The sequence below is a fragment of the Chryseobacterium barbadense genome (assembly GCF_042849955.1).
Taxonomy (GTDB): Bacteria; Bacteroidota; Bacteroidia; order Flavobacteriales; family Weeksellaceae; genus Chryseobacterium.
In genome coordinates this window covers 25,544-42,223 of sequence record NZ_BAAFHL010000018.1, presented here as the reverse complement: position 1 = coordinate 42,223, position 16,680 = coordinate 25,544, and the positions used below count along the sequence as shown (strand labels likewise).

Annotated in this window: 15 protein-coding genes; 6 read left to right on the top strand and 9 right to left on the bottom strand. The window is 37.5% G+C overall.

Annotated elements, in window-relative coordinates:
- Positions 1-22 precede the first annotated feature (22 nt).
- From ACGHIN_RS09165 to ACGHIN_RS09140, 6 genes are all read right to left on the bottom strand, one after another.
- The gene (locus ACGHIN_RS09165; protein ID WP_390452743.1) at positions 23-1,342 is read right to left on the bottom strand and encodes a hypothetical protein; all 1,320 of its coding nucleotides are present in this window, start codon (positions 1,340-1,342) and stop codon (positions 23-25) included.
- Positions 1,343-1,424: 82 nt separating this feature from the next.
- Positions 1,425-2,315 (bottom strand): 3-hydroxybutyryl-CoA dehydrogenase, encoded by an 891-nt coding sequence (locus tag ACGHIN_RS09160; protein ID WP_390452770.1) that lies wholly within the window; start codon positions 2,313-2,315, stop codon positions 1,425-1,427.
- Positions 2,316-2,332: 17 nt separating this feature from the next.
- A complete protein-coding gene (locus tag ACGHIN_RS09155) occupies positions 2,333-2,749 on the bottom strand; it encodes a hypothetical protein (RefSeq protein WP_390452741.1) in 417 nt (138 codons plus the stop codon).
- A 135-nt stretch (positions 2,750-2,884) separates the two neighbouring features.
- On the bottom strand, positions 2,885-3,763 hold the full coding sequence (gene bla-A / locus ACGHIN_RS09150; RefSeq protein ID WP_390452740.1) for a CGA/CIA family class A beta-lactamase: 879 nt from the start codon (positions 3,761-3,763) through the stop codon (positions 2,885-2,887).
- A gap of 65 nt (positions 3,764-3,828) precedes the next feature.
- Positions 3,829-5,559, bottom strand: coding sequence for a cellulase family glycosylhydrolase (locus ACGHIN_RS09145; RefSeq protein ID WP_390452738.1), 1,731 nt, complete (start codon positions 5,557-5,559; stop codon positions 3,829-3,831).
- Between the two features lie 233 nt (positions 5,560-5,792).
- Positions 5,793-6,761: a Gfo/Idh/MocA family protein gene (locus tag ACGHIN_RS09140; RefSeq protein ID WP_390452736.1), complete on the bottom strand. Its 969-nt coding sequence runs from the start codon at positions 6,759-6,761 to the stop codon at positions 5,793-5,795.
- 134 nt (positions 6,762-6,895) lie between these two features.
- Here ACGHIN_RS09140 and ACGHIN_RS09135 point away from each other — a divergent pair, with 134 nt between their 5' ends.
- The 6 genes from ACGHIN_RS09135 (at position 6,896) to ACGHIN_RS09110 (ending at position 15,423) form a co-directional block, all read left to right on the top strand.
- A complete protein-coding gene (locus ACGHIN_RS09135; protein ID WP_390452769.1) occupies positions 6,896-7,546 on the top strand; it encodes a protein-L-isoaspartate(D-aspartate) O-methyltransferase in 651 nt (216 codons plus the stop codon).
- 66 nt (positions 7,547-7,612) lie between these two features.
- Positions 7,613-7,870 (top strand): prevent-host-death protein, encoded by a 258-nt coding sequence (locus ACGHIN_RS09130; RefSeq protein ID WP_390452734.1) that lies wholly within the window; start codon positions 7,613-7,615, stop codon positions 7,868-7,870.
- A 108-nt stretch (positions 7,871-7,978) separates the two neighbouring features.
- Positions 7,979-8,272 carry a hypothetical protein gene (locus ACGHIN_RS09125; RefSeq protein WP_390452733.1) on the top strand — a complete coding sequence of 98 codons (294 nt, stop codon included), beginning with the start codon at positions 7,979-7,981 and terminating at the stop codon, positions 8,270-8,272.
- Positions 8,273-8,485: 213 nt separating this feature from the next.
- On the top strand, positions 8,486-12,688 hold the full coding sequence (locus tag ACGHIN_RS09120) for a T9SS type B sorting domain-containing protein (protein ID WP_390452731.1): 4,203 nt from the start codon (positions 8,486-8,488) through the stop codon (positions 12,686-12,688).
- 189 nt (positions 12,689-12,877) lie between these two features.
- Positions 12,878-13,321 carry an endonuclease domain-containing protein gene (locus tag ACGHIN_RS09115; protein WP_390452730.1) on the top strand — a complete coding sequence of 148 codons (444 nt, stop codon included), beginning with the start codon at positions 12,878-12,880 and terminating at the stop codon, positions 13,319-13,321.
- Between the two features lie 116 nt (positions 13,322-13,437).
- Entirely contained in the window at positions 13,438-15,423 is a 1,986-nt protein-coding gene (locus ACGHIN_RS09110) for a urocanate hydratase (RefSeq protein WP_390452767.1), read from the top strand.
- A gap of 97 nt (positions 15,424-15,520) precedes the next feature.
- Here the strand turns inward: ACGHIN_RS09110 and ACGHIN_RS09105 are convergent, their stop codons facing one another.
- The 3 genes from ACGHIN_RS09105 to ACGHIN_RS09095 all read right to left on the bottom strand — a co-directional run bounded on the left by ACGHIN_RS09105 (position 15,521) and on the right by ACGHIN_RS09095 (position 16,411).
- On the bottom strand, positions 15,521-15,760 hold the full coding sequence (locus ACGHIN_RS09105; protein ID WP_390452728.1) for a type II toxin-antitoxin system ParD family antitoxin: 240 nt from the start codon (positions 15,758-15,760) through the stop codon (positions 15,521-15,523).
- Between the two features lie 216 nt (positions 15,761-15,976).
- Complete coding sequence (locus ACGHIN_RS09100) at positions 15,977-16,171, bottom strand: hypothetical protein (protein ID WP_390452726.1); 195 nt, start codon at positions 16,169-16,171, stop codon at positions 15,977-15,979.
- 12 nt (positions 16,172-16,183) lie between these two features.
- Positions 16,184-16,411, bottom strand: a complete 228-nt coding sequence (locus tag ACGHIN_RS09095) for a hypothetical protein (RefSeq protein WP_390452724.1) — start codon at positions 16,409-16,411, stop codon at positions 16,184-16,186.
- Positions 16,412-16,680 lie beyond the last annotated feature (269 nt).

The window sequence follows — 16,680 nt, the reverse complement described above, 5'->3', positions numbered from 1 at the left end:
AACTTTCTCAAAGATAATAAAATTATTGATATTTGTTCTTGTTAATCTTTATTTTTTGCAAAACTTTATGCTTCGTTAATGTTGTTTTGAGAAGCGTATCCTGAGGCTTAAAGGTAAGCGTTATATTAGGATTTACAGTGCTTATCAATTCTGCGATCTGTATTTTGTCAAGGTCTTCAGCCGTTTCAATATAAAACCGTAAAGGAACTTTATTCAGGTTTTCAGACTGTAGAAATTGGGTCATCTCTTTTCTGTTTTCAAGGTAGTTCCCTTTTGAAAGCCATGTGAAAAGCATTCCGGACATAATGCTTGCCATTCCAACGGTATACGTTTTAGTATCAAAGATGAGGAATAATCTTTTAAAATAAAGGAGCCAGACAGGAAAACTGAAAGGAGCCATCAACCGGTAATCGATGGAATTAACAGAATAAAAATACTGTACGAAATAAGAACAGACAATACTTGTCACACTTATAAAAACATAGAAAAATTCGTATTCTGAAAGTTTATATTTTACAAAGAGATAAATAATCAGCAGGATATTTAAAAATCCAATTCCGTAGATCCCATAATTGATTAATCCGCCTCCGGGGTCAGCAATGTGAATAAAAGGATTGAAAGTGGTACATAAGCCCTGAAAAAGTTCAATAAGTAATTTTGAAGTCGGGTGTAAGCCCACTAGTAAAGCATCTTCTATGTAGGTTTCATTAAAATAATCGATAAACAGGAATTTATATAAGACCACAAAAATTCCGCCGATGATTCCTGAAATAATAAAAGCCGGGGCATATTCTCTCTTCCTGAAAGCAAGACCGTAAAGCCCGGCTCCCCCAATAATGAATAATGCACTGTATCGGATATTATAAAGCGCAATTAAACTTAATGAAAGATATAATACAGCCTTTCCTTTTTCTAATTTTCCATTGATAATCAGCATTGAAATGTATAAAAATAACAATACGAAAGGCAATATCAGGGGTTCGCTCATCGTATACGAAAAAATGGAAACAAAACTGAATAAAGTACCTGTAACAATAGCTTCTCTAAAGAAGAATTTCTTTTTCCAGGCAAAGAAGATGATGAAAAGATAGCAGAGAATAGCAATGATTTTACTGCTCCAGAATTCATCCGGGCCCAGAAAGGTAAAGAGTTTAATGGAAGCCGGATACCCGAGTGGAGTAGAAGTATTATCAATAAAAGGAAGGTTGTGCGCAAATCTCATATATCGTAGAGAATCAGGATTCGTCCGTCCTTTTTCATTAAGTAAAAAACGTAAAATGGTCACCATTAAGGTAATGATGACCAGTACTATCTGGATGTTTTTTTCTTTAATTTTGATCAATCTTGCTGTTATTAGTTACCAATTATACCATGAGCATTCAAATTTATAATTTATACCCCATAACCCGCAAATTCTCATTTAATTATTTCAAAAACATTTTAGAAACCTTTTCTGCTTTTTTGCTTTCTGAATAGTCATAGAATCCTTCTCCTGATTTTACCCCCAGCTTTCCGGCCATTACCATATTTACCAATAAAGGATTTGGAGCGTATTTAGGATTTTTGAAGCCGTCGTACATTACATTCAGGATAGCAAGGCAAACATCAAGACCGATAAAATCTGCCAATTGTAGCGGTCCCATAGGATGAGCCATTCCCAGTTTCATTACTGTGTCAATTTCTTCAACTCCGGCAACACCATTGTAAAGCGTTTCTATGGATTCATTGATCATCGGCATCAGAATTCTGTTCGCCACAAATCCAGGGTAATCATTTACCTCTACAGGAACTTTACCCAATGTTTTGCTCATTTCGTAGATGGCATCAAAAGTCTCTTTTGAAGTAGAGTATCCTTTGATGATTTCTACCAATTTCATGATCGGAACCGGGTTCATAAAATGCATACCGATTACTTTATCTGCTCTTTTCGTTACCGAAGCAATTTTTGTAATGGAAATAGAAGATGTATTCGTAGCCAGAATACAGTTTTCAGGTGAAAATTCATCCATCTGAGCAAAAATCTTCAGTTTGAGCTCCTGATTTTCAGTTGCTGCCTCCACAATAAGATCAGCAGACCCTACCGCATCTTTCAGTTGAGTGAAAGTACTAATGTTTCCTAATGTTTCAGCCTTTTGTTCTTCGGTAAGGTTTCCCTTTGCAATTATTCTGTCAAGATTGGTGGTAATGGTTTTTAAGCCCTTGTCTAAAGCTTCCTGGGATACGTCTACCAGGTTGACTTTAAAACCGCTTTGTGCGAAAGTGTGCGCAATACCATTCCCCATGGTTCCTGCTCCGATAACTACGATGTTCTTGATCATTTTTACGTATTTAATTATTTTGATTTTTTATAAAGATTTAGATTTCTTTTTTGGGACAGATCGGATTTTGTTACAGGGGCTGATTCCTCAAAATAAACAATTCCGTCTCTGCTCTCATTCCTTTTGTCGTTTTGCGCTTTTACAACAGCTTTCAATCCTTTGATAAAATTGCTTTTCTGGGTTTTAGACAGCTTATCAATTCCAATATAAAAGCTGAATTCACCTTCTCTGCCTAATCCCGACTGCTCATAGATTTCAAAGGCTTTTAGCTTGTTTTTCTTCTGGAACTGGTTGATATAATTCATGACCGGAACATCAGACGGCGGACCGCAGCAAATGCTTCCATAACTTACTTCCAGATAATTCTGATTCTTTTGTGAATAAAAGAAAGAGAAACACAATACACTTACTATTAAGATTACTTTTTTCATATTCGTTGGTTTATTTTTAATAATAAACTCTTGAAATAAAAGGATTCTGTATTCATCTGTTTAATCTGCTTAATCAGCGAGAGTAAAAATTAAAATATCCCGATATATTCAGAGCCTAAAATTAAGCTTTAAAATTTACTTATTAAAATAATCCCAAACCACTTTGGTCACATCCGAAACAATTTTACAGTTCACCGCATCTGTTTCAGAGGAATTACTTACGAATACAGCTATTGCAAAATGCTTACCGTTTGGTAAAGTAACGATTCCCATGTCATTTTCCGCACCCGTTAAACCGTCTTTATTTTTACCTGAAGCACCTGTTTTATGGGCAACAGGAGTATTTTTAGGGAGCTGTTCCACCATTTTGTTAGTTCCCGTTTTTGTTCCAAGCATTATATTCATCAGATACTCGGTAGATTTTTTGGAAAGCAGTTTTCCGTCGTAGAATTTCTTTAAAACTTGTACGATGGAATGGGTAGTACTGTAATTTTCATACTGAACATTCCAGTCCTGATGCATTTCTTCCTCATTGAATCTGATCTGGAAATCCGTTACCCCTTTTGAATCCATGAATTTCTGAACCGTTTTTGTACCTCCGATCAGTCGCAAAAGAATATCGCAACCATTATTGTCGCTCATCGCCACTGTGTAATCTATAATTTCATTCAGGGTGATTTCTACATTTCCATCTGGATATTTATCACGCATGGGCGACCATGTGTTTTCAAGAAGATCTGATTTTTTCAACAGTATCTTCTGATCTAAAGAAAGCTTTCCTTTATCCACAAAGTCCAGAACAGCACATGCAATATGAAACTTGAAAACACTTTGCATCGGCAGCTTTTTTTCTCCATTTTTATGATAGGTAAAGCCATTTTCAATACCCAGTACGGAGATTCCTACGGTTGCTTTTTTATCTTTAAGGATGGTATTGATTTTTGGCTCCAGTGCAGACTTCTGAGCCCACGTAAATGTGGAGATCAAAAGAAAAAGTAAGCTTAATTTTTTCATATGGGCAGAAGTTAAAAATAAATCCCTTTTAAGTTCTAAAAGGGATTTGCAATTTAAGATATTTATTATTGCACTTCAAAATAATTTAGGTGGGTTCCGGCATTTCCGAAAACAATTCTGATTTTGTTATCTCCCTTTTTAAAGCTGACTCCTTTTACAGAAATGGTTTTCCAGTTCTCATTTCCTCCTGTGGAAGGCAATGTTGCGGCTGCCAATTGTTTTCCTGAAGCGTCTTCAAGTTTAATATTTGAATCATTAACGGCTGAATACCTGATATTGAAAGTATAAGCTTTATCCGTTTTACTGTTGATAGTATATTGAAGCCATTCTCCTGCTTCCGTTTTTCCTACATAGTATTGATTGGTGATGTTATCATTACATGCATAAATATCAACGCCGTCATTTCTCATTGCATGCCCGGAATTCCAGTCTGATCTTTTATTTTCATCGCTTACCCAAAGATTCATATAATCTTTATCGGAATACGCTGATCCTATTCTTCCCAGATCATATTCTGTAGCAAAAACTCTTCCCGGAGCTCTATGGTTTTTGAAAGGCCTGGTTGAGTCTTCTATCGTTTGCCTGAACATCGCATCAATGACGTCATTTTTGATCTCCACGTTACTGAATTTATAATTGTCGGCAATTTTCATTAGTGCTTTATAGGCAAAATCCCTGGAAGGCTTTTCACCTCCGTTTTTCCAGTAATCTAATAGTTTTTGATATTCCGGAGTGATTTTTACATTGGTGATTCCTGCAATATTGTCAATTTTCTTCATGGGCCAGAATGCATAGCCGATATTATGCTTATCCAGCAAGCGGATGAGCTCTGTGAACCAGACATTGGAATTTTCTCCGGTTTCACCCAACCAGACAGGAATATTGTATTTTTCTCTGAGGTTTAAAGCAAATTTCAGGGTTTCGTCATTATTATAATTCCAATATTTATGGAAGCTGAATACCAGATTATTATCCCAAAGAGGAATCAATCCGTTGTAATTATTTCCCCATCCGTTTCCTTCAAGAATAATGATATGTTTTTTATCCACCTGTCGGATGGCTTCTGTGATTTCTTTTTGTAATTTCCAAAGTGGTGCATTGGACATTTCATCCGTTCCGTTCGGATTTTTCCCTGTAAAATTAATGTTGGGTTCATTAATCAGGTCATATCCTCCGATCCAGGGCTCATCCTTATATCTTTCAGCCAGTTTTTTCCAGAGAGCAATTGTTTTTTTCTGATTCTCTTCACTGTCCCAAAGAGAAGGTTTGGATTTATCATTGTCAGAAATATTCACGTCATTCCCCTGTCCGCCCGGAGCTGCGTGAAGATCCAGAATTAAGTAAACTTTGTTGGCGGCACACCATTTTAACAAATCGTCTGTCATTCTGAATCCTTCTTCCAGCCAGGTGTTTTGTCCTTTCACGGATTCCTTTTCAATAGGTAGCGTATAAAGGTTATAGTGCATCGGAAGCCTTATGGAATTAAATCCGGCTTTAGCCAGGAAGTCAATATCCTGTTTTGTGATACCGTTTTTAAGGTAGGCCTTATAAAAGTCATTCATCCCATCTTCACCAATCAGTTCGGCGATTTTTTCTTTGATCTTGTATTGTGGGCCGGCAAAATCTGCTGTTTTCAGCATATAGCCTTCCTGCAGCATCCAACCTCCGAGGCCAAGACCTCTCAGCTGAATATTTTCACCTTTATCATTAATAATTTTTTGACCATTGGTTTTTAATAACTGTGATGTCCCAAATTGAGACAATAATAAAGCGGATAATAGGATGGCTCGTTTCATAGTTGTTTAATTATTAAATGTTTAGGGATTTTAAATGTTACCATGATGAATGGTGATTCCGTACAAGGAACTTACATCCATACTGTTTATGCGGGCAGGAATTCAATAGGTAATACAACAAATTTTTCAACGGGCTATTGAATTGCTTTCCAAATATATAGTTTTTTTCTGATAATCACAGGTTATCTTGTAGCCATTTACAGAATAGCTACAAAATAATACTGCAATAATATCTATTTGGAACTGATCAGTTTCATTACTTCCAGCGCTACTTTTAAGGCTTCTGTACCATCTTCCAGGGAAACTTCTACGTTTTTGTTCTCGGTAATTGCTTCTGCGAAAGAATTCAATTCATCCAGAATAGCATTATTAGCCTGGATGTTCGGGTATTCAAATAAGATCTGGTTCTTTTCTCCTTCTGCATTTTCAATGATCATATCAAATGGAGTAGGGTTTTCCGGGGCGTCCTTCATACGGATTACTTCCGCTTTTTTCTCAAGAAAATCCACGGAAATATAAGCGTCTTTCTGGAAGAATCGGCTTTTTCTCATTGCTTTCATGGAAATTCTGGAAGTCGTTAAATTGGCAACACATCCGTTTTCAAACTCTATTCTTGCATTCGCGATATCCGGTGTTTTGCTTACCACGCAAACACCACTCGCATGAATATTTTTTACTTTTGATTTCACGATACTCAATAAAATATCCAAATCGTGGATCATTAAATCCAAAACAACGGAAACATCCGTACCGCGTGGATTGAACTCCGCCAGTCTGTGGATTTCAATGAACATAGGATCGTTGATGTATTCTTTGGTAGCCATGAATGCGGGGTTGTATCTTTCAACATGGCCAACTTGGGCCTTAATGCCATTCTCTCGACATTTATAAAGAATCTCCTCCGCTTGCTGAAGGGTTTGAGTCACCGGTTTTTCAATGAAAAAATGAAGGCCTTTTTCAATCGCTTTCAGTGCATAATCATAATGATAAACAGTTGGAGTTACGATATCCAACATATCAATCCGATTCAGAAGATCGTCAAAATTTTCAAAATAAGGATACCCGAATTCGGCTTCCAGTTTTTTTCCGTTTTCTACATCTTTATCATGAAAACCAATTAATTCATATTGGTCTGACTGACTTAAGAGTCTCAAATGTATTTTTCCCAGATGTCCGGCTCCTACCAAACCTGCTTTCAACATAGCTTTTTTAATTTTTGTAAAGATAATAATTTTAGGTATTCAGAAACAGATGACAGGTTTTAGGTTGATCATTATGGATTGTTTTGTTACTTTTGTACCAACTAGCACCTGTTACCTAATAACTACTATTAATGATGCATGATTCGTTTGTACATAAAGGGAAAAGAAAAAAATTAGTGGACTACCTCCGACAGAGAATCGGGATTTCAGATGAAAATGTACTTTCAGCGATGAATGAGGTTCCCCGGCATTTGTTCATTGAAAGTATCTTCGAAGATTTCGCTTATGAGGACCGCGCATTTCCTATTTTGGCGCATCAAACCATCTCCCATCCTTCAACGGTAGCGGAACAAACTGAGCTTTTGCAGGTAAGGCCCGGAGAAAAAGTACTTGAAATCGGAACAGGATGCGGATATCAGACGGCTATTCTTTTGGCTATGAAAGGTTTGGTGTATACCATAGAAAGGCAAAAGGACCTGTTTGATTTTTCCAAGAAAAAATTCAGAGAACTGCACTTATATCCAAAATTTCAAAGTTTTGGAGACGGCTTTGCCGGATTGCCTACTTTTGCTCCGTTCGATAAAATTATTGTGACCTGTGGTGCTTCTGTTTTGCCGACCGAATTATTGAAGCAGTTGAAAGTTGGTGGAAAAATGGTAATTCCATTAGGTCCTACCGACGAGCAGGTTCTATACCGGTTTACCAAGATATCCCCTACAGAGTTTGAAAAAGAAGAATTCGGGGCTTATAAATTTGTTCCGATGCTGAATAATACCAACCAGTAGATTTAAGATCTCATTTCGGAATGAAAATTGAAGTATATTCATTCCCAATCACTTAAATCTTTTATTATGGATACGAACAGATTTAAATCATCACACGATTTCAGTAATCTTCAGAAAAATCTGCATAATAACCCGGGATATAGTGTTGAAAGCTATTCTCAGCAGGTGAAAGATTATATTAATGATATGAAGACTAAGAATCAGGAAGCAACCAAACAGGGATTTATGGCACAGGCAAAAAAATCTGCTAAAGATGTCTGGGAAGAAATCCAGGAAATGGCTTCCGAAGCCTGGGAAAAGACTAAGGACTATGAAGATGAGTAATAGTTTTTAATATTAAAGTTAGTAAGAAGCCTCACTTTTTCATAAGGGTGAGGCTTTTTATTTGGAATTATTTTTGTTCTCATTATAACAACACTAAATACATAGAATATGATACCCGAAGACAATATTAATGAACAAAACAGAAGACTGGACCAAATGGACTATGATCCTGAAGAGGATCTTTTCATCCAGGAAGAACATATTCCTCTGGATGGAGACGGCAATCCGGTAACCAATGGCAGCAGGGAAGAAGACAAGATAGATAAAGGATTGGATATTCCCGGAATTGAAGAGGATGACGAAATGGAAGAATTGGGAGCTGAAGATGAGGAAAATAATTACTGGAGTCTCAGCGACAATGAGGACGACCACGAAGAAGAAAATACAGATTTGATTGATTAACCTTACTGATTCAGTAAGGTTTTTATTTTGTATTCCCGGTTTTAGAAGTGCCGGTAAGGGCTACTAAAATATAATTAACATTTTTCTAAAAAATAATTGATCTGGATCATATATTAATAATTGTTTATAGTTATATATTTCACAATTAAATGAGCTTATTTTTAATATTTATTTGTAATTTTATGATAGTATATAACGGATTAATTTTTTAATATGACAAGATCTTTACAAATTTTATTCTTGTTTATATGGGGTGTCATCCTCTCTCAGACACCAACGAGTGTTAAAGTAAAGGATACGGCAGGAAACGAAAACTTTAATGTGACCTGTACCAATGGCCTTGATTCAAATGGCTGTATACAACTTCATGTGGAATATCCCATCCTGAATGCCACTACCGGTTATCAGGTAAATTCTGAAGCCTATAACCCGGTCATTCCCCTGAATCAGGGTACGCCTTTGAATGCCAATTATGATGACCTGTTTGCTACGAAGCTGAATCTGCCCTTTAAGTTTTGTTTTTATAATCAGTATTTTGAAGCGATTGTCATCGGCTCTAATGGGATGATCACATTTGATCTCGGACAGCTTGGAAATATCAATTATCCGAATGTTCAATGGTCCAATCCAAGTACCGGACTTCCTAAGAATTCCATTTTTGGGGCTTATCATGATATGGTATTTTCTTCGGCGGATCAGTCGGAAATTTATTATTCTGTTGTGGGAACGGCTCCCTTCAGGAAATTTGTTATCAATTTTTATGAAGGAAGAATAACGGGATGTACAGATCGTTCTTCTTCTCAGATCGTATTGCATGAAACAACGAATGTGATTGAAGTTTTTGTTGATAAGAAACCGCTTCCATGTCCTACCAGAAAATTTGAAAATGCCTTGATTGGGGTGATTAATAATGACGGAACAGCCGGAGTCTCTCCTCCTACCAGGAATACAAGCGTTTGGCAGGCTGCACAGGAAGGATGGAGATTTAATCCGCAGGGAAATGTCATTCAACCGGAAGTTACCTGGACGAATTCGGCTGGTCAAACCGTAGGAACAGGAATTCAGACGAATATTTGTCCAACGCAAAATGAAGTTTACACTGCTAACGTAGCCTTCAATATTTGTGGAAACAGCCAGCTTATTTTAGCGGACGATTTTGCATTAACATTTGATGCTACTTATCCTGCTGCGAAAAACCATACTCAGGATTTTTGCGGAAATACACCGGTAAATATCAACCTTACTACTTTTCAGCAGAATCTTACTTCGCAAAATCCGGCTAACTTTACTTTCACTTTTCACTCTTCATTGCAGGATGCACAAAACGGGCAAAATGTGTTACCAACTTCTTATACTTTAAGCTCAAATACGGTCTTATATGTCAGAATTCAAAACCCGAATGTACCGACGTGTTTCAGGGTGGCGGTTTTAACACTTGATTTCCTTGCCAAAAATTTACTTAAAAACACCGTGTTGCTTTGCGATACGAATAATGACGGAGTAGAGCAGGGGTATGATCTTACGCTGCTCAATAATGAGCTTTTTGCATCCGGAACTACCGGAATTTCTTACCATTTAAGCCAGGCTTCGGCTCAAAATAATACCAATCCCGTGGTAACAGCGAATATCAACGCCAACACCAACATTTGGGTAAGGCTTCAGGATGCATCATGTACTTATGTATTAGGGCCTGTACAATTTCAGTTTAAACCGGGAGTGAATTTGAATTCGCCTATTGCGTTTCCCTATTCCATGTGTGATATTAATGCGGACAATAATGAACTTTTCGACTTTGCGCTGAATGTGGGACCATTGGTTTCTACCCAGCCGGGAGCAATTTTCACGACTTATGAAACCTATGCTGATGCTTTTGCGGGTACGGGAACTCCTTTAACCTATATAAAAGAAGGACAGTATCCGGTATTTATCAGAGTGCAGATTCCTAACGGGTGTTTTGCCGTTGCCCAGGTGAATATGAATATCACATTCACTAAAATAATTGTCAATGAAAAGAATGAATACATCTGTTTTAACGGAACCGATGATATTTCAGTCAATCTGAATACCTTATCCGCCAATATGCTGGTTGCTCCGTCATCAGTTCCGGTAACAGAATTTTATGGCGACTTCAATAGTGCAATGCTGGGGAATAATCCGATAGGTCCTAATCAGACTATTACTACTGACGGAAATTTTGTGACGCAAACATATTATGTCCGCTTCGAACAGTCGGATACATGTTTTACGGTAAGAGCTATCAATGTGAACCTGGTGCATCCGGTGATCATACAGTCTGGTTTTGTTATTTGTGATATTAATAACAATAATACAGAAAACGTCTCTCTTGCTCAGTTTTCAGCCGGAATCGTAGGGACCCAAAATGCGACAACACAATTTTATGCTACCCTGGCTGATGCGCAAAGTGGCAGCAATCCTATCACCAATGTTACGGTTGTGGGAAATCTTCAGGTGTTTGTGAAGATTACTTCTTATAATTGTGTGGAAATATATCCTGTGAATTTAAGCCTGGTTCCTACTCCTGCCGTAAATTCTCCGGTTAACATTTCCTTATTGAATATTTGTGATAATAATAATGACGGAACGGAAACGTATGATCTTACTCAGGCACAGTCGCAGATTTACAGCGGATCTAATGTTACTTTCTCGTATTATACGTCTTATGATCCTGCAACGCATACTTTCTCCAATGAAATTACCAATCCGGGGCAGTTTACCATCCAGCCTGGAACTATAACAGTGTATGTAAAAGTGAAATCTACCGCGGGTGAATGTTATTCTATGGCACAATTGAATCTTTCGGTAAGCTTTTTACCTCCTGTGGTCCTGCATAATGCCGTTCTGGACAGATGTGATGAGGATTTCAACTTAAGTGAAACCTTTCCGTTGAATGATGCCATTCCGCAGCTATTCATTGCTTCACAGAATACACAGCCACTGTCGGATATGACGATATCTTACTATAATACCGCCGCTGAAGCAAATGCAGGAAATCCGGCCGCTCAAATAGGGACAAGTGTGACAACGAATATTTCCACAGTAGAGGTTTGGGCGAGATTCCAGTCTCAGACTACGGGATGTTATTCTATAGCTTCCATTCAGCTAAATACTTATTTCCCTCCCAAAGCGATCAACTCAAGTATCATTATATGTGATGATAATTTAGACGGGATTTATGAGGTTAACTTAATGAGTTATACCAATCAAATGGTAGATCTTCCGAATCCGAATAATGTATTTACTTTTTATCTTACACAAACGGATGCTCAAAACGGAACCAATCCGATTACCAATCCGCAAAATTTCACAGCACAGCCGTTCCCAACTCAGATTTGGGTGAAAGTGCAGAATTTGCCGGGATGTGATGATATTGCAAGCATTAGCTTTGTTATTGGAACCAAAGTAGTGGTTCAGAACGGAGGTCCTTTCCAGCTTAATGATGTCTGTGATACAGGGAATGATGGAATAGAGAATGTGAATCTGACACAGTTTCAGCCGCAAATATATACCGGAACGAATGTTACATTCACCTATTATCCTACATTGGCTGATCTCAATGCGAATACGAATGCCATTGGTACTCCGTCTAACTATCAGTTCAATCAGAACACAGGGCTTAACATTATTTATGTAAAAGTTAGCGTGCCCGGATATTGTCCGGAAGTGGTGGAGATTCATTTATCTCTTAAACCAACTCCGATTTTTGATATTCCGACCCAATTCTTCTGTCCGGACAGCTCTTTAAGTTATACCGCTCAAATCAGTAACTATACTATTGTAAGCTATGCATGGGCTGATCCTTCAGGGCAGATAATATCTACAACGGATACCATTTCCAATATTACTGTATTGGGAGTGTATAGCCTGACTGTAACCGCAGATAACGGATGTTCTTACACGGATACTTTTGAAGTAAAGCATTTTGACGTTCCGGTTATTCAAAGCCTGGTAGCTAATGGCAATAGTATTACAGTTCATGCAACAGGCTCTCAACCTATTCTCTATTCCATAAATGGGACTACATGGCAATCGAGTAATATTTTCCATAATTTACCAACGGGAGTTACCACGTTCTATGTGAAATACGTAGAAGGAGAGTGTGTCATCAAGAAAGACGGGGTAATCCTGGATATAAAAAATGCCATCACCCCTAATGGAGACGGATTCAACGACTACTGGATCGTGAAAGACCTACATGTATTCGGAACACAAAAATCTAATGTAAAAGTATACGACCGTTACGGATTTAAAGTCTTTGAACAGGATACCAATACCCAGATTGTCTGGGATGGAACCATTGCGGGAAGAACAGTACCAACCTCGAGTTATTGGTATGTGATTACCCTGCCGGATGGAAGAGTGTTTAACGGCTGGGTAGTAGTGAAAAGTAATAATTAACATTACATAACCATAACTTTCTCAATTTAGAACATAGAATTAATCAATTCTGCCTTACTGAATTTTTTCAGTAAGGTTTTTTTATTTTTGGAAAACCATTCTGTTTTAACTGACAGGCATTCCCCTCCTCTGGAGGGGCGGTTTCAAACTGAAAGGAGAAGGCGGGGTGGTAAAAAAAATAAAACACAAATGACGGAAATCCTAATCCGGATTAACGGAGTTCCCATTCGCAGGAACTTCGTTGAAAACCTGCCCTACAATTCGGGTTTAAAAGTATTATTAAGAGAAAAACGCAAAGCCGGAATTTTAAGTGAAGTTTTATTCTGGAAACAGGTTCGTGCAAAAACATTCCATCATATTGATTTCGACAGGCAGAGAATCATTGGAAATTATATTGTAGACTTTTATGTGAAAACATTGGGGCTTATTATTGAAATTGACGGTTCAGGCCATGATTTGAAACAGGAATATGATGGCATTCGGCAGGCTTATCTGGAATCATTGGGGCTGGTCATTTTCAGGATTACTGATTTTGATGTGAGGAATCATCTTCCTGTGGTGATGAAGGAGCTGGAAGATTTTATTGTGTGGAAAATGGAACCACCCCGTCTTCAAAAATGTAGTCATTTTTGAATCCACCCCTCCGGAGGAGGGGAATTTTTCCCGTTTAGTTGCATTATATTTTCTAATTTGAATATCTTTAAAACTTCAAAATTTTGAATATAAACCGTTGAACTTTGAATAATAATATGACTTTCCAGGAACAGATACAACAAGGTATACCGAATCAGTTGCCTCAACCCAAACCATACGAATCCAACATTAACCATGCACCGAAGCGTAAAGAGATTTTAGGAGAAGAAGAAAAAAAACTGGCATTAAAAAATGCATTACGTTACTTCGATCCGAAATTTCATGCAGAATTATTATCCGAATTCAGACAGGAACTCGAGGATTATGGAAGAATTTATATGTATCGCTTCCGTCCGGATTATGAAATGAAGGCAAGACCTATTACAGATTATCCGGGGAAATCTGAGCAGGCGAAAGCCATTATGCTGATGATCCAGAATAACCTGGATTATGCGGTGGCTCAACATCCGCATGAATTGATTACTTATGGTGGAAATGGAGCTGTATTCTCTAACTGGGCGCAATATCTTCTGACGATGAAGTATTTGTCTGAAATGACCGATGAGCAGACTTTGGTGATGTATTCCGGACACCCGATGGGATTATTCCCGTCTCATAAAGATGCTCCGAGAGTAGTGGTAACCAATGGAATGATGATCCCGAATTATTCAAAGCCGGATGACTGGGAAAAGTTCAATGCATTGGGCGTAACACAGTACGGGCAGATGACAGCGGGAAGCTATATGTATATCGGTCCGCAGGGAATCGTTCATGGAACGACGATCACTGCTTTGAATGCTTTCAGAAAAATCAATAAAGAACCGAAAGGCGGCCTTTTTGTAACTTCCGGATTAGGAGGGATGAGTGGAGCACAGCCGAAAGCAGGAAATATTGCGGGTTGTGTAACGGTTTGTGCGGAAGTGAATCCGAAGATCACCAAAATCCGTCATGATCAGAAATGGGTGAATGAGATTTATGAAGATCTTGATCAATTGGTGGAAAGGGTAAGAACTGCTCAAGAGAATAAAGAAACCGTTTCTTTGGCTTATCTTGGAAATGTGGTTGAGGTTTGGGAGAAATTTGACCAGGAAGATATACGAATTGATATCGGTTCGGATCAGACTTCGCTTCACAATCCTTGGGCGGGAGGATATTATCCTGTAGGCCAAAGTTTTGAAGAATCTAATCAAATGATGGCGGAAGATCCGGAATTATTCAAGGAAAAGGTTCAGGAAAGCTTAAGAAGACATGCTGCTGCGATCAATAAACATACGGAAAAAGGAACGTACTTCTTCGATTACGGAAATGCTTTCTTGCTGGAAGCCTCCAGAGCAGGTGCGGATGTAATGGCAGAAAATCCTACGTTGGGAAGGGAGTTCAAATATCCGAGCTATGTTCAGGATATTATGGGACCTATGTGTTTCGATTATGGTTTTGGACCGTTCCGCTGGGTCTGTACAACCGGAAAGCCGGAAGATTTGCAGAAAACGGATGATATTGCGTGTGCCGTTTTAGAAGAAATTCAGCAGAATTCTCCGGAAGAAATCCAACAGCAGATGAAAGACAATATCCAATGGATCAAAGGAGCACAGGAAAATAAACTGGTTGTAGGTTCACAGGCAAGAATCCTTTACGCGGATGCGGAGGGGAGAATGAAAATTGCGGAAGCCTTCAATAAAGCGATTAAAAATGGAGAAATCGGACCTGTAGTATTGGGAAGAGATCATCATGATGTTTCGGGAACGGATTCGCCGTACAGGGAAACTTCCAATATCTATGACGGTTCAAGATTTACAGCAGATATGGCGATCCATAATGTGATCGGGGACAGTTTCCGCGGGGCAACCTGGGTTTCCATTCACAATGGAGGTGGAGTTGGCTGGGGAGAAGTGATCAACGGTGGTTTTGGAATGTTATTAGATGGTAGTGATGATGCAGACAGAAGATTGAAATCTATGCTGTTCTGGGACGTAAATAACGGAATTTCCAGAAGAAGCTGGGCAAGAAATGAAGGGGCTATTTTCGCCATTAAAAGAGCCATGGAAGTGGAGCCGAATTTGAAGGTAACACTGCCGAATCTGGTGGATGAGAGTTTGTTTTAAAACTTTTTAGATATGAAAAAAACCTGCTGTGAGGCAGGTTTTATTCTTGTATTCTGTTTTAGATAAGTCCTCAACTACTTTATTGATGAAAAAATACTTAGCCATTCATTTTGGCTTTTAAAGCTCCAAGATGTTTTTGAGGCTCAAAATCTTTTGCAATACCGGAATTAACTCCTTCCTGAATAGCATTCTTTAGAAACCAGATTTTGTTTTCCTCTTCCTCTAAAAGTCTTAACCCTGCGCGAATAACCTCGCTTGCATTCTTGAATCTCAGTTCAGGAACTTTACTGTCTACAAAATTCTCATAATAATCTCCCAGAGAAATATATCGTCCCATTATATTGGATTTTTAATTACTTTATTCAACTTTACCAAATTTTGGTAATTTAAAAGTGTTCTGAACTATAGCTATCTGAAATATCTGCCGAAAATGGTGGATGAGAGTTTGTTTTAAAGCTTTTCAGATATGAAAAAACCTACCGTGAGGTAGGTTTTCTATAGTTATCAAAGAATAATCATAAAATTTAAATCCTTTGCTGTTTTAGAAATGTTTTTATTCAAACATTTCATTTTTCAATTCTTCAAGCATTTTTATTAATTCTTCAACATCTTCTTGATTAAGAGTTATAAAGCCATTATAATAATCTTCTTTTAGCTTTCCAACAGCAACATAAAGTTCTCCATTTTGATTTACAAAAAGTTCCATTTCATTATCATTCTCATCTGTAAAAATTGTTCTTTTAGGCATTGCAAAAATATTTTAATTAATAATTTCAGTTAATTGGTTTTCGTAAACATGCATTTCTCCTTTATAATCATTTTCACCGACTTTAATTAAAACAATATAGTCAGCATTGCCAATAGGATAAACTTCTTTTCTATTATATGGATCTATTGTTTTTCTCCAAGGTTCTTCTTTTGTTCCCTTGATAACACATTTCTTTCCAGAAGCCATCTCTATTACTTCTTGATTAATTTTAAATTTCATTTTATTAGTTTTTAATTTTATATATTCAAATATACATAATGTTAATCATTTTATAGTATGGTTCCATAGTTAAAATCTTCAACCTTGAAAATTGTTTAGAATTTAATCAATACCTCAAAACTAAATAAAAGAAACAAAAAAACTCAACATTTTGCTGAGTTTTTTATTATAATTAAAATCTTACTATCTATTTTTTATATGGATTCAATTCATTCAGCAATCTTTGGTTTTCTTTTTTCAAAAGCTCAATAAGCTCTCTTTGGCTTTCT

What these genes read in the sequence shown, in the direction of transcription:
- ACGHIN_RS09100 (WP_390452726.1), bottom strand. Translation starts at nt 16,171, where the DNA reads ATGCCTAAAAGAACAATTTTTACAGATGAGAATGATAATGAAATGGAA.
- ACGHIN_RS09120 (WP_390452731.1), top strand. Translation starts at nt 8,486, where the DNA reads ATGACAAGATCTTTACAAATTTTATTCTTGTTTATATGGGGTGTCATC.
- ACGHIN_RS09115 (WP_390452730.1), top strand. Translation starts at nt 12,878, where the DNA reads ATGACGGAAATCCTAATCCGGATTAACGGAGTTCCCATTCGCAGGAAC.
- ACGHIN_RS09105 (WP_390452728.1), bottom strand. Translation starts at nt 15,760, where the DNA reads ATGGGACGATATATTTCTCTGGGAGATTATTATGAGAATTTTGTAGAC.
- ACGHIN_RS09140 (WP_390452736.1), bottom strand. Translation starts at nt 6,761, where the DNA reads ATGTTGAAAGCAGGTTTGGTAGGAGCCGGACATCTGGGAAAAATACAT.
- ACGHIN_RS09155 (WP_390452741.1), bottom strand. Translation starts at nt 2,749, where the DNA reads ATGAAAAAAGTAATCTTAATAGTAAGTGTATTGTGTTTCTCTTTCTTT.
- bla-A (WP_390452740.1), bottom strand. Translation starts at nt 3,763, where the DNA reads ATGAAAAAATTAAGCTTACTTTTTCTTTTGATCTCCACATTTACGTGG.
- ACGHIN_RS09135 (WP_390452769.1), top strand. Translation starts at nt 6,896, where the DNA reads ATGCATGATTCGTTTGTACATAAAGGGAAAAGAAAAAAATTAGTGGAC.
- ACGHIN_RS09095 (WP_390452724.1), bottom strand. Translation starts at nt 16,411, where the DNA reads ATGAAATTTAAAATTAATCAAGAAGTAATAGAGATGGCTTCTGGAAAG.
- ACGHIN_RS09130 (WP_390452734.1), top strand. Translation starts at nt 7,613, where the DNA reads ATGGATACGAACAGATTTAAATCATCACACGATTTCAGTAATCTTCAG.
- ACGHIN_RS09125 (WP_390452733.1), top strand. Translation starts at nt 7,979, where the DNA reads ATGATACCCGAAGACAATATTAATGAACAAAACAGAAGACTGGACCAA.
- ACGHIN_RS09110 (WP_390452767.1), top strand. Translation starts at nt 13,438, where the DNA reads ATGACTTTCCAGGAACAGATACAACAAGGTATACCGAATCAGTTGCCT.
- ACGHIN_RS09145 (WP_390452738.1), bottom strand. Translation starts at nt 5,559, where the DNA reads ATGAAACGAGCCATCCTATTATCCGCTTTATTATTGTCTCAATTTGGG.